Source organism: Sphingomonas sp. PP-CE-1G-424 (assembly GCF_004341085.1).
GTDB lineage: Bacteria > Pseudomonadota > Alphaproteobacteria > Sphingomonadales > Sphingomonadaceae > Sphingomonas.
Map to the genome: position 1 here is coordinate 767,511 of NZ_SLXW01000003.1, position 23,172 is coordinate 790,682.

At 64.0% G+C, this 23,172-nt stretch carries 26 protein-coding genes and 2 tRNA genes; 4 read left to right on the top strand and 24 right to left on the bottom strand.

Features of this window, described 5'->3' with window-relative positions:
- Positions 1 to 41: 41 nt before the first annotated feature.
- The 20 genes from nuoI to gap all read right to left on the bottom strand — a co-directional run bounded on the left by nuoI (position 42) and on the right by gap (position 17,584).
- Positions 42 to 527 carry an NADH-quinone oxidoreductase subunit NuoI gene (gene nuoI, locus C8J43_RS13500; protein ID WP_055877898.1) on the bottom strand — a complete coding sequence of 162 codons (486 nt, stop codon included), beginning with the start codon at positions 525 to 527 and terminating at the stop codon, positions 42 to 44.
- Positions 524 to 1,570, bottom strand: a complete 1,047-nt coding sequence (gene nuoH / locus C8J43_RS13505) for an NADH-quinone oxidoreductase subunit NuoH (RefSeq protein WP_133031323.1) — start codon at positions 1,568 to 1,570, stop codon at positions 524 to 526. Before nuoH ends, nuoI begins: the two co-directional genes overlap by 4 nt.
- Positions 1,567 to 3,561 (bottom strand): NADH-quinone oxidoreductase subunit NuoG, encoded by a 1,995-nt coding sequence (nuoG, locus tag C8J43_RS13510; RefSeq protein ID WP_133031324.1) that lies wholly within the window; start codon positions 3,559 to 3,561, stop codon positions 1,567 to 1,569. Before nuoG ends, nuoH begins: the two co-directional genes overlap by 4 nt.
- Positions 3,561 to 4,862 (bottom strand): NADH-quinone oxidoreductase subunit NuoF, encoded by a 1,302-nt coding sequence (nuoF, locus tag C8J43_RS13515; RefSeq protein ID WP_056050371.1) that lies wholly within the window; start codon positions 4,860 to 4,862, stop codon positions 3,561 to 3,563. The genes nuoG and nuoF overlap by 1 nt, the downstream gene beginning before the upstream one ends.
- Positions 4,862 to 5,530, bottom strand: a complete 669-nt coding sequence (locus C8J43_RS13520) for an NAD(P)H-dependent oxidoreductase subunit E (protein ID WP_133031325.1) — start codon at positions 5,528 to 5,530, stop codon at positions 4,862 to 4,864. The genes nuoF and C8J43_RS13520 overlap by 1 nt, the downstream gene beginning before the upstream one ends.
- Positions 5,530 to 6,765: an NADH-quinone oxidoreductase subunit D gene (locus C8J43_RS13525; RefSeq protein ID WP_133031326.1), complete on the bottom strand. Its 1,236-nt coding sequence runs from the start codon at positions 6,763 to 6,765 to the stop codon at positions 5,530 to 5,532. The genes C8J43_RS13520 and C8J43_RS13525 overlap by 1 nt, the downstream gene beginning before the upstream one ends.
- Complete coding sequence (locus C8J43_RS13530; protein ID WP_133031327.1) at positions 6,762 to 7,586, bottom strand: NADH-quinone oxidoreductase subunit C; 825 nt, start codon at positions 7,584 to 7,586, stop codon at positions 6,762 to 6,764. Before C8J43_RS13530 ends, C8J43_RS13525 begins: the two co-directional genes overlap by 4 nt.
- Positions 7,583 to 8,131 (bottom strand): NADH-quinone oxidoreductase subunit B, encoded by a 549-nt coding sequence (locus C8J43_RS13535; RefSeq protein ID WP_056058310.1) that lies wholly within the window; start codon positions 8,129 to 8,131, stop codon positions 7,583 to 7,585. The genes C8J43_RS13530 and C8J43_RS13535 overlap by 4 nt, the downstream gene beginning before the upstream one ends.
- Positions 8,122 to 8,496, bottom strand: coding sequence for an NADH-quinone oxidoreductase subunit A (locus C8J43_RS13540; protein WP_056048518.1), 375 nt, complete (start codon positions 8,494 to 8,496; stop codon positions 8,122 to 8,124). The genes C8J43_RS13535 and C8J43_RS13540 overlap by 10 nt, the downstream gene beginning before the upstream one ends.
- A gap of 627 nt (positions 8,497 to 9,123) precedes the next feature.
- A complete protein-coding gene (locus tag C8J43_RS13545) occupies positions 9,124 to 9,936 on the bottom strand; it encodes an inositol monophosphatase family protein (protein WP_133031328.1) in 813 nt (270 codons plus the stop codon).
- A gap of 163 nt (positions 9,937 to 10,099) precedes the next feature.
- A complete protein-coding gene (gene efp / locus C8J43_RS13550; protein WP_093397280.1) occupies positions 10,100 to 10,663 on the bottom strand; it encodes an elongation factor P in 564 nt (187 codons plus the stop codon).
- A gap of 87 nt (positions 10,664 to 10,750) precedes the next feature.
- Positions 10,751 to 11,356, bottom strand: a complete 606-nt coding sequence (locus tag C8J43_RS13555) for a M23 family metallopeptidase (protein WP_133031329.1) — start codon at positions 11,354 to 11,356, stop codon at positions 10,751 to 10,753.
- Between the two features lie 4 nt (positions 11,357 to 11,360).
- Complete coding sequence (locus tag C8J43_RS13560; RefSeq protein ID WP_056050368.1) at positions 11,361 to 12,374, bottom strand: L,D-transpeptidase family protein; 1,014 nt, start codon at positions 12,372 to 12,374, stop codon at positions 11,361 to 11,363.
- Positions 12,375 to 12,439: 65 nt separating this feature from the next.
- Positions 12,440 to 13,129: a thiamine phosphate synthase gene (gene thiE, locus C8J43_RS13565; protein WP_056048507.1), complete on the bottom strand. Its 690-nt coding sequence runs from the start codon at positions 13,127 to 13,129 to the stop codon at positions 12,440 to 12,442.
- 75 nt (positions 13,130 to 13,204) lie between these two features.
- Positions 13,205 to 14,125: a class I fructose-bisphosphate aldolase gene (locus C8J43_RS13570; protein ID WP_121885202.1), complete on the bottom strand. Its 921-nt coding sequence runs from the start codon at positions 14,123 to 14,125 to the stop codon at positions 13,205 to 13,207.
- Positions 14,126 to 14,147: 22 nt separating this feature from the next.
- Positions 14,148 to 14,480, bottom strand: a complete 333-nt coding sequence (locus C8J43_RS13575; protein WP_060524694.1) for a type II toxin-antitoxin system PemK/MazF family toxin — start codon at positions 14,478 to 14,480, stop codon at positions 14,148 to 14,150.
- The gene (locus C8J43_RS13580) at positions 14,477 to 14,743 is read right to left on the bottom strand and encodes a ribbon-helix-helix protein, CopG family (protein ID WP_133031330.1); all 267 of its coding nucleotides are present in this window, start codon (positions 14,741 to 14,743) and stop codon (positions 14,477 to 14,479) included. Before C8J43_RS13580 ends, C8J43_RS13575 begins: the two co-directional genes overlap by 4 nt.
- 48 nt (positions 14,744 to 14,791) lie before the next feature.
- On the bottom strand, positions 14,792 to 15,982 hold the full coding sequence (locus tag C8J43_RS13585) for a phosphoglycerate kinase (RefSeq protein WP_133031331.1): 1,191 nt from the start codon (positions 15,980 to 15,982) through the stop codon (positions 14,792 to 14,794).
- Complete coding sequence (locus C8J43_RS13590; protein ID WP_133031473.1) at positions 15,979 to 16,440, bottom strand: MOSC domain-containing protein; 462 nt, start codon at positions 16,438 to 16,440, stop codon at positions 15,979 to 15,981. Before C8J43_RS13590 ends, C8J43_RS13585 begins: the two co-directional genes overlap by 4 nt.
- 133 nt (positions 16,441 to 16,573) lie before the next feature.
- Positions 16,574 to 17,584 carry a type I glyceraldehyde-3-phosphate dehydrogenase gene (gene gap / locus C8J43_RS13595; protein ID WP_056048489.1) on the bottom strand — a complete coding sequence of 337 codons (1,011 nt, stop codon included), beginning with the start codon at positions 17,582 to 17,584 and terminating at the stop codon, positions 16,574 to 16,576.
- 144 nt (positions 17,585 to 17,728) lie between these two features.
- On the opposite strand from gap, the gene C8J43_RS13600 reads away from it, so the two are divergent.
- From C8J43_RS13600 to C8J43_RS13615, 4 genes are all read left to right on the top strand, one after another.
- On the top strand, positions 17,729 to 17,923 hold the full coding sequence (locus C8J43_RS13600) for a hypothetical protein (RefSeq protein WP_181321090.1): 195 nt from the start codon (positions 17,729 to 17,731) through the stop codon (positions 17,921 to 17,923).
- Positions 17,923 to 18,231, top strand: coding sequence for a cell division protein ZapA (locus tag C8J43_RS13605; RefSeq protein WP_056048487.1), 309 nt, complete (start codon positions 17,923 to 17,925; stop codon positions 18,229 to 18,231). The genes C8J43_RS13600 and C8J43_RS13605 overlap by 1 nt, the downstream gene beginning before the upstream one ends.
- A 204-nt stretch (positions 18,232 to 18,435) precedes the next feature.
- Complete coding sequence (locus C8J43_RS13610; RefSeq protein ID WP_133031332.1) at positions 18,436 to 18,969, top strand: 5-formyltetrahydrofolate cyclo-ligase; 534 nt, start codon at positions 18,436 to 18,438, stop codon at positions 18,967 to 18,969.
- A complete protein-coding gene (locus C8J43_RS13615; protein ID WP_056048481.1) occupies positions 18,966 to 19,166 on the top strand; it encodes a DUF2842 domain-containing protein in 201 nt (66 codons plus the stop codon). Before C8J43_RS13610 ends, C8J43_RS13615 begins: the two co-directional genes overlap by 4 nt.
- 355 nt (positions 19,167 to 19,521) lie before the next feature.
- Here the strand turns inward: C8J43_RS13615 and C8J43_RS13620 are convergent.
- The 4 genes from C8J43_RS13620 to C8J43_RS13635 form a co-directional block, all read right to left on the bottom strand.
- Positions 19,522 to 19,598, bottom strand: a tRNA-Asp gene (locus C8J43_RS13620).
- Positions 19,599 to 19,683: 85 nt separating this feature from the next.
- Positions 19,684 to 19,760 (bottom strand) — tRNA-Asp (locus tag C8J43_RS13625).
- A 54-nt stretch (positions 19,761 to 19,814) separates the two neighbouring features.
- Positions 19,815 to 20,963, bottom strand: a complete 1,149-nt coding sequence (locus tag C8J43_RS13630; protein WP_133031474.1) for an AI-2E family transporter — start codon at positions 20,961 to 20,963, stop codon at positions 19,815 to 19,817.
- Between the two features lie 360 nt (positions 20,964 to 21,323).
- Positions 21,324 to 23,030 carry a class I adenylate-forming enzyme family protein gene (locus C8J43_RS13635; protein WP_133031475.1) on the bottom strand — a complete coding sequence of 569 codons (1,707 nt, stop codon included), beginning with the start codon at positions 23,028 to 23,030 and terminating at the stop codon, positions 21,324 to 21,326.
- Positions 23,031 to 23,172: the final 142 nt, after the last annotated feature.

Sequence of the window (23,172 nt, forward strand, 5' to 3'; positions counted from 1 at the left end):
TTGCGGCCCCTTAGACGCCCACGAGAAGAATGAGCGCGCCATTAACGGTACGGCGCATCGGCGGCAAGGTTCGCCGCGATCGCGCTTTCCCAACGGTCGCCATTATCGAGCAGCTTCGACTTGTCGTAGATCAGCTCTTCGCGCGTCTCGGTCGCGAACTCGTAGTTCGGCCCCTCGACGATCGCATCGACCGGGCACGCCTCGGCACAAAGGCCGCAGTAAATGCACTTGGTCATGTCGATGTCGTAGCGCGTTGTCCGGCGCGACCCGTCGTCACGCGGCTCGGCTTCGATCGTGATCGCCTGTGCAGGGCACACGGCCTCGCACAGCTTGCATGCGATGCACCGCTCTTCGCCATTCGGATAACGACGCAGCGCATGCTCGCCGCGAAACCGCGGCGATACCGGATTGCGCTCGTACGGATAGTTGATCGTCGCCTTTTCCTTGAAGAAATAGCGAAGCGTCAACGCGTGCGCCTTCACGAATTCCCAAAGGGTAAACGACTTGATGATCTGAGCTACGCTCATGAACCCACTCCAACGCGCGTCAGCATGAGATAGCCCGACACGAGGAAAACCCAGAACAGCGAGACGGGGAGGAAGACCTTCCAGCCGAGCCGCATCAGCTGATCGTAGCGATAACGCGGCACGGTCGCCTTCACCCAGCTGAACAGGAAGAAGAAGAACAGGATCTTGACGAACAGCCAGATGATCCCCGGCACGTAATACAGCGGCGCCCAGTCGACCGGGGGCAGCCATCCGCCCCAGAACAACGTCGCGTTGAGCGCGCACATCAGCAGAACGTTGGCATACTCGCCGAGCCAGAACAGCGCGAACGACATCGACGAATATTCGGTCTGGTACCCGGCGACGAGCTCGCTCTCCGCCTCGGTCAGATCGAACGGCGCACGCTGCGTTTCGGCAAGGCTCGAGATGAAGAACATCACCGCCATCGGGAACATCAGCGGGTTGAGGATGTACCCGTTGAAGAACCAGACGTGCGACTTTTGCGCCATCACGATCGCCGACAGGTTGAAGCTGCCGGTCCACAGCACGACCGAAATCAGGATGAAGCCGATCGCGACTTCATACGACACCATCTGCGCGGCCGCACGAAGCGCCGAATAGAACGGATATTTCGAGTTCGACGCCCAACCCGACAGGATGATCCCGTAGACGCCGAGCGACGACGCCGCGAGCACGTAGAGCAGCCCGACGTTGATGTCGGCGAGGACGACGCCGACGCCGAACGGCACCACCGCCCAGACGATCAGCGCGACCGTGAAGGTGATGATCGGTGCCAGCAAGAACAGCGTGCGGTTGGCGGCTGCGGGGACGATCGTCTCCTGCAGGAACACCTTGAGGCCGTCGGCGAAACTCTGAAGCAGACCGAACGGACCGACGACATTGGGACCACGCCGCAGCGCCATCGCCGCCCAGATCTTGCGGTCGGCATAGATGATCATCGCCACCGCCAGCATCAGCGGCAACGCGATCACGAGGATGTCGATGATCGTCGCGAGGAAGAACGCCCAGTCGTAACCGAGCGAGGATTCGAACCAGGAGATCATTCGGCTGCCTCCGCGTAGTCTTCCCCGTGGAGAAGTTCGGCCGAGCAACGCTGCATCGTCGGCGACGCGCGGCAGATCGCGTTGGTCAGGTAGAAGTCCTTGATCGGATAGCCGGCGAGGACACCCTCACCTGCACCGTTGAGCGAAGGCGGGTTCCACTCGAACGTCGCGAGCGCCTGATGACGCAACGCAGGCACGTCCGCGCACATTTCCTCGCGCAGACCCTCGAAGCTGTCGAACGGCAGCGTATGGCCGAGCGTGTCGGACAGCGCCCGGAAGATCGACCAGTCGTCACGCGCGTCGCCCGGTGCGAACACCGCGCGCTCGCCGCGCTGGACGCGGCCCTCGAGATTGACCCAGGTGCCCGACTTTTCGGCATAGGTGACACCCGGCAGGATGACGTCGGCAGCCGCCGCACCCTTGTCGCCGTGATGCCCCACGAACACCTTGAACCCGGCGAACTTCGAATAATCGACCTCGTCCGCGCCGAGGAAGAAGCCGAGCTTCGCCCCCATGACATCGGCGATACCGCCCTTCTGCGCATAGCCGAGCATCAGCCCGCCCATTCGCGAGGCGGCCATGTGGACGACGTTAAAGCCGTTCCAGTCCGCCTTCACGAGACCCAGCGTATCGACGAGCTTCAGCGCAGCAGCATGGCCACCCTTCAGCGCGCCGCCACCGACGATCACCATCGGACGCTCGGCCTTGCCAAACGCCTCGGTCACCGCATCAGGCAGGCTGCCGAGCAGCGCCAGATCGTCGCCGAGCCACTCGACCTTGTACGTCAGGTCCGTCTCCGGCCCGATCGCGAAGACCTTCGCGCCCTTCTTGATGGCCTTGCGCACCCGCGTGTTCACCAGCGGCGCTTCCCAGCGCAGGTTGGTGCCCACCAGCAGGATCGCGTCGGCGCGTTCGGTGCCCGCGATCGTCGTATTGAAATTGACTGCGGCGATGCTCGTCGCGTCATAATCCATGCCGGTCTGACGGCCTTCGAGCAGGCTCGACCCCATCTTCGCGAGCAGCGCCTTGGCGGCGTACATGGTCTCGCAATCGACCAGATCGCCAGCGACAGCCGCAACGCTCGACCCGGCGTTGACCGCCTTGATCGCTGCAAACGCTTCATCCCACGTCGCGGGAACCAGCTTGCCGTTCATCCGCACATAAGGCTTGTCGAGACGACGACGCACGAGACCGTCGATCGCGTGGCGCGTCTTGTCGGTCGCCCACTCCTCGTTCACGTCTTCGTTGATTCGCGGCACGCAGCGCAGCACCTGGCGACCACGGCTGTCGAGCCGGATATTGGTGCCGACCGCGTCCATCACGTCGATCGTCAGCGTCTTGCGCAACTCCCAAGGACGGGCCTCGAACGCATACGGCTTCGACGTCAGCGCACCGACCGGGCACAGATCGACGACGTTGCCGGAGAGCTCGCTCTTGACCGCATTCTCGAGATACGAGGTGATCTGCATATCCTCGCCGCGGAAGATCGCACCGATCTCCTCGACGCCGGACACTTCCTCGGCGAACCGGATGCAGCGCGTGCACTGGATGCAGCGGGTCATGACCGTCTTGACGATCGGACCCATGTACTTCTCGGTGACCGCGCGCTTGTTCTCGTCATAGCGCGAATGGCCGCGACCGTACGCGACCGACTGGTCCTGCAGATCGCACTCGCCGCCCTGATCGCAAATCGGGCAATCGAGCGGATGGTTGATCAGCAGGAATTCCATGATGCCCTCGCGGGCATTCTTGACCATAGGCGAGTTGGTGAAGATCTCCTGCTTGTCCGCCGCCGGCAGCGCGCACGACGCCTGCGGCTTGGGCGGACCAGGCTTCACCTCGACCAGGCACATCCGGCAATTGCCAGCGATACTCAGCCGCTCATGATAACAGAAACGCGGGATCTCCTTGCCGGCAAGCTCGCACGCCTGCAGCACGGTGGCGCCCTGCGGCACCTCGATCTCTACGCCATCGACTTTGACTAAGGGCATTACTCTGCGGCTTCCATCATCGGCGCGGTGTCGCCACCGCGCTCACGGATACGGCGCTCCATCTCGGGGCGGAAATGCTTGATCAGGCCCTGGATTGGCCATGCGGCTGCGTCACCTAGCGCACAGATCGAGTGACCCTCGACCTGCTTGGTAACTTGCTGGAGCATGTCGATCTCGGACAGCTCGGCGTCCCCAGTGCGCATCCGCTCCATCACGCGCCACATCCAGCCGGTACCTTCACGGCACGGCGTGCACTGGCCACAGCTCTCGTGCTTGTAGAAGTACGAGATGCGGCTGATCGCGCGGACGATGTCGGTCGACTTGTCCATGACGATGATCGCCGCGGTGCCGAGGCCCGAGCCGACCGCCTTCAGGCCGTCGAAGTCCATTGCGCAGTCCATGATCTGCGCGGCGGGCACGAGCGGCACCGAAGAACCACCGGGGATCACCGCGAGCAGATTGTCCCAGCCGCCACGAATTCCGCCGCAATGCGTCTCGATCAGGTCGCGGAACGAGATGCTCATCTCTTCTTCGACGACGCACGGCTTGTTCACATGGCCGCTGATCTGGAACAGCTTCGTACCGCGGTTGTTTTCCGCGCCGAAGCTGGAGAACCACGCAGCGCCACGCCGCAAGATCGTCGGTGCGACCGCGATCGACTCGACGTTGTTGACCGTCGTCGGGCAGCCGTAAAGACCGGCGCCCGCCGGGAATGGAGGCTTCAGCCGCGGCTGGCCCTTCTTCCCCTCGAGGCTCTCCAACATCGCGGTCTCTTCGCCGCAGATATAGGCGCCGGCGCCACGGTGCACAAACACGTCGAAGTCGTAACCCGACCCGCACGCGTTTTTGCCGATAAAGCCGCGATCATAGGCCTCGGCGACCGCTGCGAACAGCGTCTCGGCCTCGCGGATATATTCGCCGCGGATGTAGATGTACGCGGCGCGTGCGCGCATCGCGAACCCGGCGATCAGCGCGCCCTCGATCAGCTTGTGCGGATCGTGGCGGATGATCTCGCGGTCCTTGCAGCTGCCCGGCTCGGATTCATCGGCGTTGATGACGAGGAAGTTCGGCCGATCGGGCTTAGGTTCCTTCGGCATGAACGACCATTTGGTGCCGGTCGGGAAGCCTGCGCCACCACGGCCGCGCAGCCCCGAAGCCTTCATCACGTCGATGATCGCATCCTGGCCAAGCGCCATCAGGTCCTTGGTGTTGTCCCAATCGCCGCGCATGATCGCTGCGTCGATGTTCCACGGCTGGAAACCGTAGACGTTGGTAAAGATGCGGTCCTTGTCGGCGAGCATCAGGCCCACTCCCCCCGGTAATCGTGGTTCGCGTCGACCATCGCGGTCAGCGAGGTCGGGCCGCCTTCGGGGCAGCTCGCGCGACGACCGAATTGCGGTCCCGGCGTCGGGTGCCCGCCATTGGCCAGCGCCTCGAGGATCTCGGTCGTCTTGTCGTAATCGAGATCTTCGAAATTATCGTCGTTGATCTGCACCATCGGCGCATTCGCGCACGTGCCCAGGCACTCGACCTCGGTCAGCGTGAACATGCCGTCCGGCGTCGTGCCGCCTTTGACCAGACCGCGGTTCTTGCACGCGGCAAGAACGTCGTCCGATCCGCGCAGCATGCACGGCGTCGTGCCGCAAACCTGCACGTGGAAGCGACCGACCGGCGCGAGATTGAACATCGTGTAGAAGGTCACGACCTCATACACGCGCATGTACGGCACGCTGATCTGACGCGCGACGAACTCGATCACCGGCACCGGCAACCAACCCTGCGTCTGCGTTTCGGCGCCAACCTGGCGCTGTGCCAGGTCGAGCAACGGGATCGACGCCGACTGCTCGCGACCCTTGGGATAGCGCCCGAGGATCTCGTTCGCCTTCACCTGGTTCTCGTCCGTCCACGCGAACGAATCCCAGCGTGCGCGAGTCTCGGCCTCGTCGGGAATTTTCGGAGCTTCAGCCATTAGCGGTCACATTCACCAAAAACGATATCCATCGCGCCGAGGATCGCGGTCGTATCCGCCAGCATGTGGCCCTTCGCCATGAAGTCCATGGCTTGCAGATGCGAGAACGCGGTCGGGCGGATTTTGCAGCGGTACGGCTTGTTCGAGCCATCGGCGACGAGGTACACGCCGAACTCGCCCTTGGGGCTTTCAGTGGCAACATAGACGTCGCCGGCGGGTACATGGAAGCCCTCGGTGTAGAGCTTGAAGTGATGGATCAGCGCTTCCATCGACTGCTTCATCTCACCACGCTTGGGCGGCACGACCTTGCGGTCGAGCGACGCGATCGGCCCTTCGGGCATGTCGCGCAGGCACTGCTTCATGATCCGCGCCGACTGACGCACTTCCTCGACGCGCACCATGAACCGGTCATAGCAATCGCCGCGCGTGCCGACCGGCACCTCGAAGTCCATTTTGGCATAAACGTCGTAGGGCTGCGCCTTGCGCAGATCCCAGGCGATACCCGAGCCGCGGATCATCGGGCCGGAAAAGCCCCATTTGATCGCGTCGTCGCGGCTGACCACGGCGATGTCGACGTTCCGCTGCTTGAAGATGCGGTTGTCCGCGACCAGCGAGATCGCATCCTCGAACAGCCGCGGCAGGCGCGTGTCGAGCCAGTCGCCGATGTCGGCGAGCAGCTTCAACGGCGCATCCTGATGCACGCCACCCGGACGAAAATAGTTCGAATGCATGCGCGCACCAGAAACGCGCTCGAAGAAGTTCATGCAGTCTTCGCGGATCTCGAACAACCACAGGTTCGGCGTCATCGCGCCGACGTCCATGACATGCGACCCGAGGTTGAGCATGTGGTTCGAGATGCGCGTCAGCTCAGCGAAGAACACCCGCAGATACTGCGCGCGCTCGGGCACTTCGAGGTCGAGCAGCTTCTCGACCGCGAGCACCCAGCTATGCTCCATGCACAAAGGCGAGCAATAATCGAGACGATCGAAATACGGCAGCGCCTGCGTGTAGGTCTTGTACTCGATCAGCTTCTCGGTGCCGCGGTGGAGCAGACCGACATGCGGATCGACGCGCTCGACGATCTCGCCGTCGAGCTCCATGACAAGACGGAGCACACCGTGCGCAGCCGGATGCTGCGGACCGAAGTTGATCGTGTAGTTCTGGATCGTGACGTCGCCGGTCGTGGGATCGGCTGCGTCGGCTTCACCCAGAAGCTCTTCGACATACAGACTCACTGGTTCTGTCCTCCACCCTTGGTCGGGACCACGTCGGGGTTCGCAGGCTTCGGCGTCGCATCGGACTCCGGCTTGCCGGCGCCCGTCTGCGCGGTCGACTCGGTGCTCTTGGGTTCGGTCGGCGCCTGGGTCGGCGACTGCGCCGCATCCGCCTTGACGATCGTGTCGGCCTTGAGCGGCGTCGGCGCACCCTTGGCCTCGGGCAATGCACCCTTCTCGTCACCCGGGAGCACGTAGTTCGCGCCCTCCCAAGGGCTCATAAAATCGAACGTACGGAAATCCTGCGCAAGCTGCACGGGTTCGTACACGACGCGCTTCGACTCTTCCGAGTAGCGGAGCTCGACATACCCGGTCAGCGGGAAGTCCTTGCGCTGCGGATGACCACGGAAGCCGTAATCGGTCAGGATGCGGCGCAGGTCCGGATTGCCGCTGAACAGCACGCCGTACATATCGTACACTTCGCGCTCGAGCCAGCCGGCGACCGGCCAGATGTCGGTCACCGACGGCACCGGCTTTTCCTCGTCGGTCGCGACATGCACGCGCAGACGGTGATTCCGCGTCAGCGACAGCATGCAATAGACGACCTCGAACCGCTCGGCGCGATCCGGATAGTCGACGCCGGCGATCTCCATGAGCTGCTGGTAGGCAAGCCCCGGCGTGTCGCGCAGCGCGATCATCGCGTCGTAAAGGTCTTCACGACGAACGTGCAGCGCGACTTCGCCGACATGGTCGACCGCATCGAGCAACATGCCGCCAAGCGCCGCGCGGGCGCTGTCGATCACACCGTCGTTCGACGTGTACGCTGGTGCGGGAGCCCTCAACGCTCGATGCTCCCGGACCGCCGGATCTTCCGCTGCAACTGCATGATGCCGTACAGCAACGCCTCAGCCGTCGGCGGGCACCCGGGAACGTAGATGTCCACGGGCACGATCCGATCGCAGCCACGCACGACGCTGTAGCTATAGTGATAATAGCCGCCGCCGTTCGCGCACGATCCCATCGAGATCACGTACTTGGGCTCCGACATCTGGTCGTAGACCTTGCGCAATGCAGGGGCCATCTTGTTGCACAGCGTACCGGCAACGATCATCACGTCCGACTGGCGCGGCGACGCGCGCGGTGCGGCGCCGAAGCGCTCCAGATCGTAGCGCGGCATGTTGACGTGGATCATCTCGACCGCGCAGCAGGCGAGCCCGAACGTCATCCACCACAGCGAGCCCGTGCGGGCCCACTGGAACAGCTCCTCGGTCGACGTGACGAGGAAACCCTTGTCCGTCAGTTCACCGTTCAATCCGTCGAAAAAGCCCTGGTCGGGTGGCACCAGCGAACTGGGCGAACCGGGTGCGGGCTGAAGCTCTACTCCCAATCGAGTGCTCCCTTCTTCCATGCGTAGACGAGGCCAAGGGCTAATTCGCCGATAAAGATCATCATCGAGATCCACGCGGTCCAGCCGAGCGTGAAGACCGAGACGGCCCAGGGATACAGGAACGCGGCCTCGAGATCGAAAATGATGAAGAGGATGGCGATCAGGTAGAAGCGTACGTCGAACTGGCTGCGCGGATCCTCGAATGCGGGAAAGCCGCACTCGTATTCGCTGAGCTTCTCAGGCGTAGGCTTGTGTGACCCCGTGAGGCGCGAGACGGCCATCGGCAGGAACACGAACGTGCTCGACAATGCGATGGCGATCCCGAGGAACAGGAGGATCGGAAGATAGTGCGACAGGTCGACCAAATTGCTTCTCGCAAGTGCGAACGGAACGGGGCCGCTTTAGGCCGATGGGGGGTGATGGGCAAGGCGTGGAGGGTGTGAGAATCACTCGCAAGTGGAGGGGCCGGGGTGGCGGGAAACATGCGTTACTCGGCGTGCACGGCTGTACTTGACGTGCCCAGTTACAGCCGGGGCTGCTGCAACTAGCGGAACATCGCCAAACCCCCTCCGTCACCCCGGACTGGTTCCGGGGTCCACGGGGCCGCAAACCAACGGTGGGAGAGGCTGCGGACCGGTGGATGCCGGAACAAGCCCGGCATGACTGATTTGAATGAAGCCCGCACCGCAACCCACTCCGCCCCCACCTATCCATTACCCCAGCGAAAGCTGGGGTATCATGGTTGGCGAGCACGCCGGCTATCACGGGGATACCCCAGCTTTCGCTGGGGTGACGGATGGGGTGGCAGTACCACGCTCACCCGGGTGAACGGATTGCTCTCCGGCACGCGATCCTCCCCGCGCCGCGTCATCCTGACGAAAGTCAGGATCAGAGCCATTGAGGCTGTCGCTTGGAACTCTGGGTCCTGACTTTCGTCAGGATGACGGTAGAAGGCCGATCCGCTCTGGAGCTGCCGTTACGATCCGCCTGCCTTAGCGCAGCGCGCCGGCCACCAGCTTGTGCAGACGCGAGTGCAATGCATCGTTCGCAGCGAGGAACTCGTTACGCTCCATTGCACGATCGCCGCCACGGAAGTCGGTGACGAAGCCACCGGCTTCCTTAACCAGCAGCATGCCAGCCGCAACGTCCCAAGGCTTCAGGTTCGATTCCCAGAAGCCGTCGAACCGACCGGCCGCAAGCCATGCCAGATCGAGGGCCGCAGCACCAAGACGACGGATGCCCGCAACCTCAGGCGCAACCGCGCCGAAAATCCGGCTCCACTGAGCGAAGTCACCATGCCCCAGGAACGGAATCCCCGTCGCGATCAGCGATTCGGACAGATCACGCCGCGACGACACGCGCAGGCGCTGGTCGGTGAGCCAGGCACCCCGGCCCTTCTCAGCCCAGAAGCTCTCGTCGGTCAGCGGCTGATACACCAACGCCGTCGTGACTTCGCGCTTGCCGTTCGGCATCGGCTCCTCGACCGCGATCGAGATGCAGAAATGCGGGATGCCGTGGAGGAAGTTCGACGTGCCATCGAGGGGATCGACGATGAACCGCGGCTTGTTTGGGTCACCCTCGACCTCACCGCGCTCCTCCATCAGCATGCCCCAGTCGGGACGGGCGTGGCTGAGTTCTTCGAAGATCGTCTGCTCGGCGCGCTGGTCGGCCTGGCTGACGAAGTCGGCTGGACCCTTGCGGCTCACCTGGAGCTGCTGGACCTCGTTGAAGTCGCGGCGCAGACGCGGCGCGGCCTTGCGGGCGGCGCGCTCGATGACGGTCATGATGCCGGAATGGGAAGCCATTGTATTCTATCTCCCCCCTCCCGCGTGCGGGAGGGGTCGGGGGGTGGGCTCGCGCTATCATCGTCGCGCGGCATCGAATAGTTCGCGCCAGTATCGTCGCGTACCATGGAGGGCGGGTGCCCACCCCCCAGCCCCCTCCCGCTTGCGGGAGGGGGAGCAGATTTTAGTCCGCGCGACGCACGTACGTCTGCTCGTAAACATCGACGACGATCCGCGTACCCGCACCAATATGCGGCGGCACCATCACGCGCACACCGTTTTCGAGCACGGCAGGCTTATACGAAGACGAGGCAGTCTGCCCCTTAACAACGGCATCCGCCTCGACGATCAGCGCCTCGATCGTGTCCGGCAACTGGACCGAGATCGGCCGCTCTTCCCAAAGCTCCATCACCACGTCCATGCCGTCCTGCAGGAACGCCGCGGCATCGCCCAGGATGTCGGCATCGAGCGAGATCTGCTCGTAATTGATCTTGTCCATGAAGGTGAGCATGTCGCCTTCGCGGAACAGGAACTGGAAATCGACGGTCTCGAGCCGCACCTTCTCGACGCTCTCCGCGGAACGGAAGCGGATGTTGTTCTTGCGGCCGTCGATCAGGTTCTTCATCTCGACCTGCATATAGGCACCGCCCTTGCCGGGCTGGGTGTGCTGAATCTTGACGGCGCGCCAGATGCCGCCCTCATATTCAAGAATGTTGCCGGGACGAATCTCGACCGCGTTGATCTTCATGACCGATTCCTGCTGGAAAGAGCTAGGGGCCGTCCGCGAAGCATGGCCATCAAGGCGTGGCTCTGCGGAAACCCGAAGCGGCGGGCTTTAGCGGGCGCGCTCGCGTCCGGCAAGCAGCGGGTACGGGTTCACGTTCTCGCCCTGCCACCAGCGCTCACCCGGCTGCATCTTGGTCAGCCCGAAATGCAGGTGGTAATTGCCCGCACCCGCATCGCCGGTGTCGCCGACATAGCCCAGCGTATCTCCTGCCTTGACCGCCATCCCCTCGCGAATGCCAGCCGCGTACCCGGCGAGATGCGCGTAATAATAGGTCCAGCGCCGGTCGGGCGAACGCACGTACAGCGTGATCCCGCCAAGTCCGCTCTGGAACAGTTTCTCGACCCGCCCCGGCGCGGCCGCGAGGACCGGTGTACCACTCGGTGCCATGATGTCGGTCCCGTGATGGCCGCGCAAACCACCGCCCCGCGCATCGTTCCAGCTGTCCGCAATCGCTTTTCGCGGAATCCCAGCCACCGGGACGGCCAACGCCCCCGGCGTCACGGAAACGGTGGCGACCTCAGTAGGAGGCGCCGGCTTGCGCCAAGGTATCCGCCGCTCGATGCCGCTACCATCGCTGCCGAACGACACCATCGAGGCGAACGCGCCGATCGCCACCACGATCAGCCCGAGAATGATCCAGAACGTCCGCGTCATCGCCTCAGGCCTGGAACACGGCCTTGGTCCCCGGCTTGATCATCATCGACAACCGCGCCGCATCCCAGTTGGTCAGGCGAATGCAGCCATGACTCTCCGCACGCCCGATTGTCTCAGGGTTGGGCGTACCGTGAATGCCGTAATGCTCTTTCGACAGGTCCATCCAGACGACCCCGACCGGACCGTTCGGCCCTGGCGGCAGCATCTCTTTCTGCTGCCCCTTCTTCGCATCCCAGAACAGCGCTGGGTTGAAGTGGAACTTCGGATTATAATCAGAACCCTTGATCGTCCACGTCCCCAGCGGCAGCGGATCATGGCTCGACCCCATCGTCGCGGAGAATTGCGCGATCAGCTTGTCGTTCGCATCGAGCACGCGCAGCACGCCGTCCGATTTGTCGACGACGACATGATCCGCCTTTGGCTGGTTCGCGTCGACGTTCAGCATCGTCAGTGTCGCGATCCAGTCCGGTTTCAGTTTAGGATCATACGCGCGCGACGTCGGCAATGCGTTGGGGAACACCACCTTGGTGCCCGGCGTCAGCTTCGTCGTCGGCGAGTTCAACGCGACGATCACCGCCGGCGTCGTGTGGAACATCTCGCCGAGCTTCTCCATGACGTTCTTGTACCCAAGCGCCGGGAGTTCAGCCTGCTTGGCAGGATCCTTCGGGAACGGATTGACAAACGGCCCCGCCAGCATTTCAGGCGTCAGCGCGACGGTCACGGTCGGCCGTGCGGCGCGGTAGGGATACAGCGCCTGCAACGTCCGCGCGTCAGGCTTGCCGGTGATGGGCAGCCCCTTCGCCTCCTGGAACCCCTTCAGCGCCGCGACCAGCGACTGCCCGCCGCGCCCGTCCAGAACGCCCGGCCCGAAGCCGAGATGGTCGAGAATCACCTGCACGTGCAGGATATTGCGATCAATCGGTACGGGTTTGGCGGGCGCGGTCTGCGCTACCGCTGGCGAGGCGACCCCGAACAGGCACGCCGCAAGAACCGAAGCTTTCGTCACAAATGCCGTCATGCCCGTCATCCCAAACCGTTACGCTCGTGCATCAAACGGTCGGGACGACGGTTGTTTCCAACGGTTCAGCGCTTCGCAAGAACCTCGCCGAACGCCTTGATCGCAGCGATCTCGTCGCCGCCCCAGACTGCACCGGACACGGCGATGAAGTCCGCCCCCGCAGCCACCAGTGGCGCGGCGTTTTCCGGCGTGATGCCACCGATCGCGACGCAGGGCATCTCGAACAAGGTCGACCACCAGGACAGGATCACCGGCTCGGCGGTATGCGTCGCAACCTTCGTCGTCGTCGGATAGAAGGCCCCGAACGCGACGTAATCGGCCCCGGCCTCACCCGCTTCCATCGCCAGATGACGGCTGCCATGACAGCTCACGCCGATCTGCGCATTGGGCCCAAGCTGCGCCCGCGCCTCGCGCGGATCGCCATCGTCCTGCCCGAGATGCACGCCGTCCGCATCGAGCCGCTTCGCCAGCCCGATATCGTCATTGACGATGAATGCGACATCACGCTCGGCACAGATCGCCCGCAAAGGCTCGCCCAGCGCGGCCGCCGCATGCTGATCGATGTCCTTCACGCGAAACTGGAACGCAGCCACCGGCCCGGCATCGAGCGCCCGAGCAAGACGCTCCGGAAAGTCGCCACCGACGTCCAGCGGCGACACCAGGTAAAGCTGGCAAGCCGGCCGACGCATGTCGCGGCGGAAATTCTCGGCGAAATTGGGATCGAGCGGGCCCAGCGGATCTTCGAATTCGGTCATGTCCGCCCCCTAGCCTCTCATGCCGGCCACGTCACCCCGGCGCATGACCGAGGCGACGTGCAGGCAAACCGCGGCTTACTCCTCGTTCTTGTAGATCCGGATGATCCGATCGAGCATCGCCAGCGCTTCGTCGCGCGGACGCTGGAAGGTGTTGCGGCCGATGATCGAGCCGTTGCCGCCGCCGTCGCGAATGTCGCGCGCGTCCTGGAAGATCGCGTCCTCGCCCTTCGACGCGCCGCCCGAGAAGACGTTGATGCGACGTCCGGCAAAGCTCGACTGGACGACGTGCTTCACGCGATCGGATTGCTTCGACCAGTCGGTGTTGGCGTAAAGCGGCTTGGCTTCCTTCTGCTCGATATGCGCGGTCGGCAGCTTGGTCTTGATGATGTGCGCGCCGAGCAGCGCCGCGATGTGCGCGGCATAGGCGCCGACGTCCAAGGCGAGCTCGCCGTCCTTGGTCAGCTCGCCACCGCGCGGATAGGACCAGATCACCGTAGCGATGCCGACCGACTTCGCCTCTTCGCTCAGCTCGCGGATTTCCTCGACGAGATCGAAGAACTGGTCCGCGCCCGGATAGATCGTGAAGCCGATCGCCGCCGACCCGAGCCGTACCGCGTCCGACACCGTCGCCGTCACCGCCTGGTCGATCGTCGTCGCCCAGCTGTTCGAGCTGTTGCACTTCAGGATCGTCGGGATCTGCCCGGCAAACGTATCCGCGCCCGCTTCGAGCATCCCGAGCGGCGCGGCATAGGCACTGAGCCCCGCGTCGATCGCCAGCTGATAGTGGTAGTGCGGGTCGTACGCCGCCGGATTGACCGAGAAGCTGCGCGCCGGGCCATGCTCGAAGCCCTGGTCGACCGGCAGGATCACGAGCTTGCCGGTACCGCCAAGCTTGCCCTGCATCAGGATGCGCGCGAGGTTCGCCTTCACCGCCGAACTGGTCGCTTCATACTTGTCGAGAATGGTTTTGACTTGCGGAGTGATCGTGGATGTCATGGGTAAGTCCTTTCTCAATATTTTAAAGTTCCAGCCATCGGCGCAGTGCCTGATCGACCGCAAACATGGTTTCGTTGGAAGCATTACCGATCCGTCGGCCGACGCGATGCCGCCAGACCGACTGAACCTTGTCGATACAGATCTCGCTCGGCTTGAAGAGTCCCGTATCGGGATTTGCCGCAATCGGTATGCGGAACATGCCCAGGCCGGCAAGCTGGCTGGTAATCAAACAGACCGTCACGCTGTCGTGATCCTGAAGAAACGCGTTGGTCTGAACGACGAGCGCCGGGCGCGGCTTGCTGGCAAAGTCCCCTGCGTTGGCGTCGGCAATAGTAACAATGTCACCGCGTTTCATTCGGTGGCATCACGGCGATTGCTGGCACGCTCCGGATCATCCCAAGCCACGCCCAATCGCTCCCATGCGTCGTCTTCTTCGGTCCAGCCAAGCGCCGCCGCCGCGAGCGACTGGCGCTTCGCCTCCGCGAGGAATGCCTCGTCGTGGCGTTCGACATAGCGTCGCACGGCTTCGCGTGCGATATCGCTCTTGCTGCGCCCTTGGGTGCGCGCAACCGCCGCGAGTCGCTCTTCGAGTTCGCTATCGAGCCTGACGCCGAGCATCCGAGTCTCCGTTTAACATGTTAAACATAGCTCGGATGCACACGTACTTCAACCGTGGAGCGCGGCGACCCCTGGAAGCGTCTTGCCTTCCATCCATTCCAGGAACGCGCCGCCCGCCGTCGAGACGAACGTGAACGCATCCGCGACGCCAGCGTGATTGAGCGCCGCAACCGTATCGCCGCCGCCGGCGACCGAGACGAGCGATCCGCCTTCGGTGAGTGCCGCAGCGGTCTTTGCGAGCGCGACGGTCGCCTTGTCGAACGGCGGCGTCTCGAACGCACCGAGCGGACCATTCCACACCAACGTGCGGCAATTCTTCAGCACGTCGCCGAGAGACTCGACCGCGGCCGGACCAACGTCGAGAATCATTTCGTCGGCGGCGACTTCGTGCACGTTGACCGTACGGGTGGCGGGGTTCGGCTTGAACTCCTTGGCGACCACGACGTCGTACGGCAGGTGAACCGTGCAGTTCGCCTTGTCCGCAGCTTCCATGATCTGTTCGCAAACGCTCGCAAGCTCATGCTCGCAAAGGCTTTTACCAACATCGACGCCGCGTGCCGCGAGGAAGGTGTTCGCCATACCGCCGCCGATGATCAGATGATCTACCTTGGTGACGAGATGCCGCAGCACGTCGAGCTTCGACGACACCTTCGCGCCACCGACGACTGCCGCAACCGGATGCTCGGGCTCGCCAAGAGCCTTCTGGAGCGCGTCGAGTTCAGCTTCCATCGCGCGGCCGGCAAAGGCGGGCAATACGTGGGCAAGACCCTCGGTGGAGGCATGCGCGCGGTGCGCCGCCGAAAAGGCATCGTTGACGTAGAGATCGCCAAGGCTTGCAAACCGCTGGACGACCGCTGCGTCGTTGGTCTCCTCGCCACCGAAGAAGCGCGTGTTCTCCAGCACCGCGATATCGCCGGGCTCAAGCGTCGCGACAGCGTCATCTGCCCCTTCCCAATCGATGTAGCGGACTTCACGGCCGAGCACTTCGCTATACGGCTTCACGACCTGCGACAGCGAGAATTCAGGGCTCGGCACGCCCTTGGGACGACCGAAATGCGCGAGGACGAGGACGATCGCGCCCTTGTCGGCAAGCTCGCCAACGGTTGCAACGGTCGCGCGTAGCCGAGTGTCGTCGGTGACATGCCCCTCGGCCATCGGCACGTTGAGGTCTTCACGGACGAGCACACGCTTGCCCTGGATGTCGCCCATATCGTCGAGCGTCTTGAATGGCTTGGTCATGGTTCTTCGATCCTGATCTCATCACCGACGGCGATACTGCCGCCCATCAAAACTCGGGCGCACGCCCCGCCCCGCCAGTCCGGCGTCAGCGCGGCGAACAATCCTGGCGCCAGCGCGTCCATGCGGTCGCACGGATCGGTGTGGCGCGTCACCTCCAGCACGACGTCCGCGCCGATGCGGAGCCGCGTGCCGGGTATCTGGGGAAGGTCGAAGCCGTCGACGAGCAGGTTCGCACGTCGCTCGTACCACGGAATATCGCGCCCGACTTCGGCCATCGCGGCGTCCCAGTCGCCAAGTTCGAGCAACGTGACCTGCCGCCGCCCCTTGCCGCCCGGCTTCACGCGACCGCGGAAGTCGCCGTGCAGGCCAGCCTCGACGGTGATCTCGACATCGTCGACGACCTCCATCGGACCTTTGGCGCGGGCGTGGCGAGCGATCCCGGCGATCGTGCCAACCATCGTCGAGGCCGAGGCCTGAGCCACCGCCCCCTCCCCGTTCGTGTTGAGCGCAGTCGAGACACCATCTGTCACGGGAGACGACTTCTCGACTGCGCTCGAAGCGAACGGAAGAGGGGACGCATAGATCGCGAGCTTAGATGAACTTCGCCATCGCAGTGGCCGTATCGACCATGCGGTTCGAGAAGCCCCACTCGTTGTCGTACCAGCTGACGACGCGAACCAGCTTGCCGTCGATCACCGCGGTCTCCAGGCTGTCGATCGTCGACGAGGCCGGGGTATGCTGCAGATCGATCGAAACGAGCGGCTCGTCCGACCAGTCGAGCACGCCGACCAGCGGGCCGCTCTCGGAGGCCGCCTTCAGCACCGCATTCACCTCTTCACGCGTCGTATCGCGCGACGGGGTGAAGGTCAGGTCGATCAGCGAAACGTCCGGCACCGGCACGCGGATCGCTGAGCCGTCGAGCTTGCCCTTCAGCTCCGGCAGCACTTCGGCAACCGCACGCGCGGCACCCGTCGTGGTCGGGATCATCGACATAGCCGCAGCGCGTGCGCGACGCAGGTCCGGATGGATTTGGTCGAGGATCTTCTGGTCGTTGGTGTACGCATGCACGGTCGTCATCAGGCCACGCTCGATACCGATCGCATCGTTCAGCACCTTGGCGACGGGCGCGAGGCAGTTGGTCGTGCACGACGCGTTCGAGACGATCGTGTGCTCGGCGGTCAGCTTGTCATGGTTGACGCCGTAAACGACGGTCAGGTCGACGTTCTTGCCCGGCGCCGAGATCAGCACCTTCTTGGCTCCCGCATCGAGATGCTTCTGGCAGCTCGCCTTGTCGGTGAAGAAGCCGGTGCATTCCAGCACGATGTCGACGCCCAGCTCGGCATGCGGCAGGTTGGCGGGATCGCGCTCGGCGGTGACGCGGATGCGCTTGCCGTCGACGACCAGCTCGTTGCCCTCGGCCGAGACTTCGCCCGGATACTTGCCGTGCACGCTGTCGCGCTTGAACAGCCAGGCGTTCGACTTGGCATCGCCGAGATCGTTGATCGCGACGAGTTCAAGTGCGCCGTTCGACTGTTCGAGTACCGCACGGGCGACGAGACGGCCGATGCGCCCGAAACCGTTGATCGCAACCTTGACCGTCATTGCTGTCTCTCCGCTACGCCCGCGAGTCCGTTCCGGGCGCGCAGCCTTTGCGGGGCGGTGGGGCGCCCTGTCAACACCGTGGATGGTGATGGGTTTCGCCTAAACCGACTTGTCGCACCCCCCGTCCATGCTATCTCGCATGGCATGTCAGAAACACTTCCCGACGGACCAACCGCCGTCGAACGGATCGACGCCGCGATCGCACGGATCGAATCCGCCATTGCAGCCCGCACCGAAGCCGGCGACGCGCTCGCCAAGCGCCACGCCGCGCTCAAGGCGCGGATGGCCGAAGCCGTCGCCGCGCTCGACGACGTCATCACGCGTGGGAGCCCGAACTGATGGCCCAGGTCATGCTCGATATCGGCGGCCGTCCCCACGCCGTCGCCTGCCGTGACGGCGAAGAGTCGCGCGTCCGTCTGCTGGGCGCGATGGTCGCCGAACGCTGGGCCACCGCGGACCGCGCGGCGGGCGGCCTCAGCGCCGAGCGCGCAATGCTGTTCGTCGCGCTGATGCTCGCCGACGACCTTGACGAAGCCGCGCACCGGCCACCTGAAGGTTCGGCGGTCAGCGAGATCGCTCTGACCAGGATCGCAGATCGTCTCGAAGGCCTCGCACAAGCCCTTGAGCTTAGTCCCCCCAACGCCTAGATTGGCTGTGGCGGGTTCTGCCCGGTACGAGCCTTTATTATCCCTGAGGCTATTCATCATCCATAGGGGGCTGTCCCTGTTAGGATCCTGGTCCGAAGCACATGGTCCCCACCTGACGTACCGTGCGTCAGTGGATAACCCGGCACACGGCCATGGTGGGCCCGCCACACCACCATCTTCCCCCTATCTCAGGGTCGCAAGCGCATGACCGACAAGAGCGCGCTGAGAGCCTCGCTCCGCGCCGCGCGGGAAGCGTCCCCGCCGGTCGAGCTTCCTGTGCCGTCGGCGTTTATGGCACGGCTGAAACCTGGATTGACGGTCGCCTCCTACGTCCCGTTCGGGGGCGAAGCGGACCCTTCGCCCTTCGCGCGCGCCGCGGTCGATGCCGGATGCGTCATTGCCCTGCCCCATGTCGTCCGTCGGTCGTTGCCGATGCGTTTCCTGTCCTGGGCGACCGAGGCAGCGCTGATCGCAGGTCCATTCGGGTTGCACCAGCCCGCCGAGGACGCGGCCGAACTCGAACCCGACATCATCCTGACGCCGCTCGTCGGCTTCGATCGCAGCGGCAACCGGATCGGCCAGGGCGCCGGCTATTACGACCGCGCCTTCCTTGCGCATCCGAACGCCTGGCGCGTAGGGGTTGCGTTGTCGGTGCAGGAAGTCGACACGCTGACCCCAGACCCGTGGGACGTCCCGCTCCACGCCATCGCCACCGAATCAGACTGGATCACGCCATGACGCCAACCTGGCGCAAACCTGTCGGCATGCTCGGCATCCTGCTCCTGATCCTGGTATGGTGCGTCGCCATCGTCAGCCTGTCGAACATCGTCGGCAGCTGGCACTGGCTGGGACAATTGGTGTTCTACCTGTTCACCGGCCTGATCTGGATAGCACCGCTGAAGCCGGTCCTGCGCTGGATGGAACTCGGGCGGTAGAGCCCGCCTGTCGGCTCCCTGCGCCTATGCGCTCCGCGCCCCCGCTGCCGCCTCCTGAGCCGGCGCACTCCGCTCCCACTACCGCCTCCCTGAGCCGACGCGCTCCGTCCGCTCCCCCTACCGTTCGTCCTGAGTAGCCATCGAGTAGCCGCGCAGCGGCGTATCGAGAGGGCGTATCGAAGGACAGGTTGGGGCGCGGAACACATGCTTCGATACGAGCCCTCGATACACTCCTGACGGAGCTACTCGGTCTCTACTCAGCACGAACGGAAAGGGGTTAGTGGTTCCGGATAATCTACGGAACGAAATGCTCTCGGCATCCAAAACTTTGAAGGATCTCGGCTACCCCATAGGGTGGCGCGAGTGACGGGACTCGAACCCGCGACCTCCGGCGTGACAGGCCGGCGCTCTAACCAACTGAGCTACACCCGCATTCCCAATGACGAACCCTAGCGTCCCAAGGGACACGCGGGAAGGCTCGTCAAAACCTCAACACAATCTCGAACCACCTAAACGATGGCGCGAGTGACGGGACTCGAACCCGCGACCTCCGGCGTGACAGGCCGGCGCTCTAACCAACTGAGCTACACCCGCTGAAACAGCGTGGAGGCGGCAACTAGGCGAGGGTTCGGATACCGTCAACCCAAATTATCCGCCAGTTTCACGTTGTGCCTCGGGCGGGTCGCCACGACGACGATTTCGCCCGGTCTTGGGCTGCACCAGCGTCCCGTGCTCGAACAGGAACCCGGCGATATCGGGCTTGCCAGCGGCCTTCACGATCGTCTGGATGATGATCAGCAGCGGCACCGCGAGCAACGCGCCCGACGTGCCCCACACCCATCCCCAGAAGCTCAGCGAGATCAGGATCAGCAACGGGCTGATCGTCAGCCGGTGCCCGACCACGAACGGCGTGATCGCGTTCGCCTCGACCAGGTGCAGCCCGTACATCAGCGCCGGCGGCAGCATCGCCATCCAGATGTCCGAGAACGTCATCAGCCCGCCGAGCGCGAGCAGGAACGCACCGATCACCGGCCCGAAATACGGGATGTAATTGAGCAGCGCGACGATCCCGCCCCACATCGCCGGATACGGCATGCCGATGAACCACAGCGCGGTCCCGGTGACGATCCCGAGCACGATGTTGATCAGTGTGATCGTGCCGAGATACGCCGACACGTCGTCGACGATGTCCTGGATGACGCGAGCGGTCGCCATTGCCCCGTCAAAGCTGGTCCGCCCCGTGATCGTCTGCCGCCGCATCCGCGTCCAGCCCGACAGGAAGAAGAACACGATCAGGATCCCAAACAGGAATTGCACGATGACGGCCGGCGCCGACGTCGCGGCGAGCTCGAGGATCGAGCCCGGTGCGGCAACGCCCGCGGTCGCCGGCTGCTTGATCGGCGTCGACGCGACCTGCCGCAGCGTCTTGTTCACGTATTTCTCGAGGCTCGAATACAGGTCGAGCAGCGGCGCGAGGTTGCTCTGGATCCGATCGAGCCGCGTTGGCAGCAGGCGGAAGAAGTCGGTCGCAGGCACAAGGATCGCGGCGATCGCGATGTTCGCAGCGATCAGGAACACCAGCAGACACAATATTGCGGCCAGCGGCGACGGTACGTGACGCCGCTCGAGCCATTCCAGTACCGGCACGAGCGCGACCGAGATCACAAGCGCGATGGTCAGCGGCAGAAAGAACTCCGCCCCCGATTTCAGCGCGAACGGCGTAGCGAGGATCAGCCCGACGCCGGCAGTCAGCGTCAGCGCCGCGAGCAACCGATCGCGACGCTGAGCGATCCGCATCGCATCCTCGACCCCGACCGCTATCGGCAACCCGAACGCACTCTCGGCGGGCGGACCTTCCGCAACGACGCCGTCCCCGCCCCCCGGCTGGTGCGTTTCCTGGCGAAGACCCTCGTCCGTCATGGCAATTCCTTTGCCACTCCCATCCCGTAAACGCGGTCGGCATTCAAGCGGCGCGCGGTGCCAGCGCGATGGAATTCCTAGAAAAGACCCCGTTATGTCCGATCATGTCCTAATCCCGAGACACTCGACCTCCGTCATCCTGACGAAAGTCAGGACCCAGAGCCAAAAAGCGCTGTCCTCCGTTACCCTGGGTCCTGACGTTCGTCAGGATGACGGAGCAGTATCAGGTATGGCCTCCTAAGCCGACACCCCGACCCGGTCCTCGAACAGCACCTGCAAATCCTTCTTCAAAATCTTCCCGTTCGCATTCCGCGGCAAAGTCTCATGCACGAAGCGCACCGCGACCGGTGTCTTGAACGCCGCCAGATGTTGCCGGACCCAGCCCTGCAACTCCGCCTCGGTCGTCACCGCACCCGGCGCCAGATGCACCACCGCCGCTGGCTCCTCACCCAAAATACGGTGTGGAATTCCGATCAGTGCCGCGTCGGTCACCGCAGGGTGCGCGTAGAGGACGTTCTCCACCTCGCTCGAATAGATGTTCTCGCCGCCGCGGATGATCATGTCCTTGGCGCGGTCGACGATGTAGCAGAACCCCTCCTCGTCGAGCCGCGCGAGGTCGCCCGTGCGCACCCAGCCGTCGACGAAGGTCGCCGCGGTCGCGTCGGGCTTGTTCCAATACCCCTTCACGATCATCGGGCCGCGTGCCCAGAGTTCGCCGACCTCGCCCAGAGGCATCTCAGTCACGCCGTCGTCCGCCATGATCTTGAGATCGGCGGCAGCCACCGGAGGCCCCGCGCTGGTCGGGCGGTTGAGATAGTCCTCTCCCCCATGATGCGTGACGGTCGCCATCGTCTCGGTCATGCCCCAGCCATTACCGGGCATCGCGCCGAACTCGGCGTAAATGCGCTTCACCAGTTCGGGGGCAGCGGGCGCACCGCCATACGCGATCGATTCGAGCGACGAGAGGTCGTATTTCTCGCGGTCGGGATGCTCGAGCAACTGCCACGCGATGGTCGGCACGCCGCCGGTAATGTTGACCTTCTCGCGCTCGATGATCTCCATCGCGCGGATCGTGTCCCATTTCCGCATGAAGATCATCGTGCTGCCGGTCGCGATCACCCCCATCATCCCCGCCGAGCAGGCCGTGACGTGAAACAGCGGGATCACCGTCAAGGTCACACGCGGCGTCGGCTCGGGCGGTGCCTCGCCGCGGCGCAGGAACGAGCGGGCGGAGGAATAGCCGCCGGACATGATGTTCGACATCATGTTACGGTGCGTGCCGAGTGCCCCCTTCGGCGCGCCGGTGGTGCCGCTGGTGTAGAAGATCGTTGCATCGTCGTCGGGTGCGATCGTTGCCTCCGGCAAGCCAACGTCAGGCAACGCAGCCCAGTCGTGCGGGGTGCCGATCACGTCCTCCAGCCGCGTTACGATCCCCGTCAGCGGTTCTGCGGCGCGCGCGACGAACACGTGCTCCAGCGCCGGCAACATCGCATACGCGGCCTCCAGCCGGTGATGCCGCTCGTCGTCGGTAATCAGCACGCGCGCGCCCGAATCGGCGAGGCCGTATTCCATCTCCGCGCCGGTCCACCACGCATTGAGCGGCACCATGATCGCGCCGATGCTCGCACCCGCAAAGAACGCAACCGGCCATTCGGGCAGGTTGCGCATCGCCAGCGCGACGCGGTCGCCAGGGCGGATCCCCATTTCGCGCAACCGGTGCGCCAGCACCGCGATCGCGCGAAAGTTCGCCTCGTAGGTGACGCGCTCATCCTCATACGCGGTGAACACCCGCTCGCCATGCGCACGCGCCGCCTCGGCCAGCCAGCGCAGCGACGGCGGCGCGTTCTTCCAGATCCGCGTCTCGATGCCGTCGATCGTCAGCATCTCCATCTCGAACTTCGCGCCGGGCGCGGTCAGCAGTCGCTCGGCATCGGCGAGCGACATCGCCGGCCAGGAAAGATCGAGTGCGATGATCGGTTCGCTTGCCAAGACCGGTTGACTCCAGAGTTGAATTTCGGGTTTGGCTTATCGCCTGTTCGAAGACAGGTTATAGTTGATTCCTGCCGCACTCAAGGCAATAGAGGCA

Bases quoted from the DNA above. Each gene is read 5' to 3' on its own strand.
- nuoI (WP_055877898.1), bottom strand. From the start codon at position 527: ATGAGCGTAGCTCAGATCATCAAGTCGTTTACCCTTTGGGAATTCGTG.
- nuoH (WP_133031323.1), bottom strand. From the start codon at position 1,570: ATGATCTCCTGGTTCGAATCCTCGCTCGGTTACGACTGGGCGTTCTTC.
- nuoG (WP_133031324.1), bottom strand. From the start codon at position 3,561: ATGCCCTTAGTCAAAGTCGATGGCGTAGAGATCGAGGTGCCGCAGGGC.
- nuoF (WP_056050371.1), bottom strand. From the start codon at position 4,862: ATGCTCGCCGACAAGGACCGCATCTTTACCAACGTCTACGGTTTCCAG.
- C8J43_RS13520 (WP_133031325.1), bottom strand. From the start codon at position 5,530: ATGGCTGAAGCTCCGAAAATTCCCGACGAGGCCGAGACTCGCGCACGC.
- C8J43_RS13545 (WP_133031328.1), bottom strand. From the start codon at position 9,936: ATGGCTTCCCATTCCGGCATCATGACCGTCATCGAGCGCGCCGCCCGC.
- efp (WP_093397280.1), bottom strand. From the start codon at position 10,663: ATGAAGATCAACGCGGTCGAGATTCGTCCCGGCAACATTCTTGAATAT.
- C8J43_RS13555 (WP_133031329.1), bottom strand. From the start codon at position 11,356: ATGACGCGGACGTTCTGGATCATTCTCGGGCTGATCGTGGTGGCGATC.
- C8J43_RS13560 (WP_056050368.1), bottom strand. From the start codon at position 12,374: ATGACGGCATTTGTGACGAAAGCTTCGGTTCTTGCGGCGTGCCTGTTC.
- thiE (WP_056048507.1), bottom strand. From the start codon at position 13,129: ATGACCGAATTCGAAGATCCGCTGGGCCCGCTCGATCCCAATTTCGCC.
- C8J43_RS13570 (WP_121885202.1), bottom strand. From the start codon at position 14,125: ATGACATCCACGATCACTCCGCAAGTCAAAACCATTCTCGACAAGTAT.
- C8J43_RS13575 (WP_060524694.1), bottom strand. From the start codon at position 14,480: ATGAAACGCGGTGACATTGTTACTATTGCCGACGCCAACGCAGGGGAC.
- C8J43_RS13580 (WP_133031330.1), bottom strand. From the start codon at position 14,743: ATGCTCGGCGTCAGGCTCGATAGCGAACTCGAAGAGCGACTCGCGGCG.
- C8J43_RS13585 (WP_133031331.1), bottom strand. From the start codon at position 15,982: ATGACCAAGCCATTCAAGACGCTCGACGATATGGGCGACATCCAGGGC.
- C8J43_RS13590 (WP_133031473.1), bottom strand. From the start codon at position 16,440: ATGGTTGGCACGATCGCCGGGATCGCTCGCCACGCCCGCGCCAAAGGT.
- gap (WP_056048489.1), bottom strand. From the start codon at position 17,584: ATGACGGTCAAGGTTGCGATCAACGGTTTCGGGCGCATCGGCCGTCTC.
- C8J43_RS13600 (WP_181321090.1), top strand. From the start codon at position 17,729: ATGTCAGAAACACTTCCCGACGGACCAACCGCCGTCGAACGGATCGAC.
- C8J43_RS13605 (WP_056048487.1), top strand. From the start codon at position 17,923: ATGGCCCAGGTCATGCTCGATATCGGCGGCCGTCCCCACGCCGTCGCC.
- C8J43_RS13610 (WP_133031332.1), top strand. From the start codon at position 18,436: ATGACCGACAAGAGCGCGCTGAGAGCCTCGCTCCGCGCCGCGCGGGAA.
- C8J43_RS13615 (WP_056048481.1), top strand. From the start codon at position 18,966: ATGACGCCAACCTGGCGCAAACCTGTCGGCATGCTCGGCATCCTGCTC.
- C8J43_RS13630 (WP_133031474.1), bottom strand. From the start codon at position 20,963: ATGCGGATCGCTCAGCGTCGCGATCGGTTGCTCGCGGCGCTGACGCTG.
- C8J43_RS13635 (WP_133031475.1), bottom strand. From the start codon at position 23,030: ATGTCGCTCGCCGATGCCGAGCGACTGCTGACCGCGCCCGGCGCGAAG.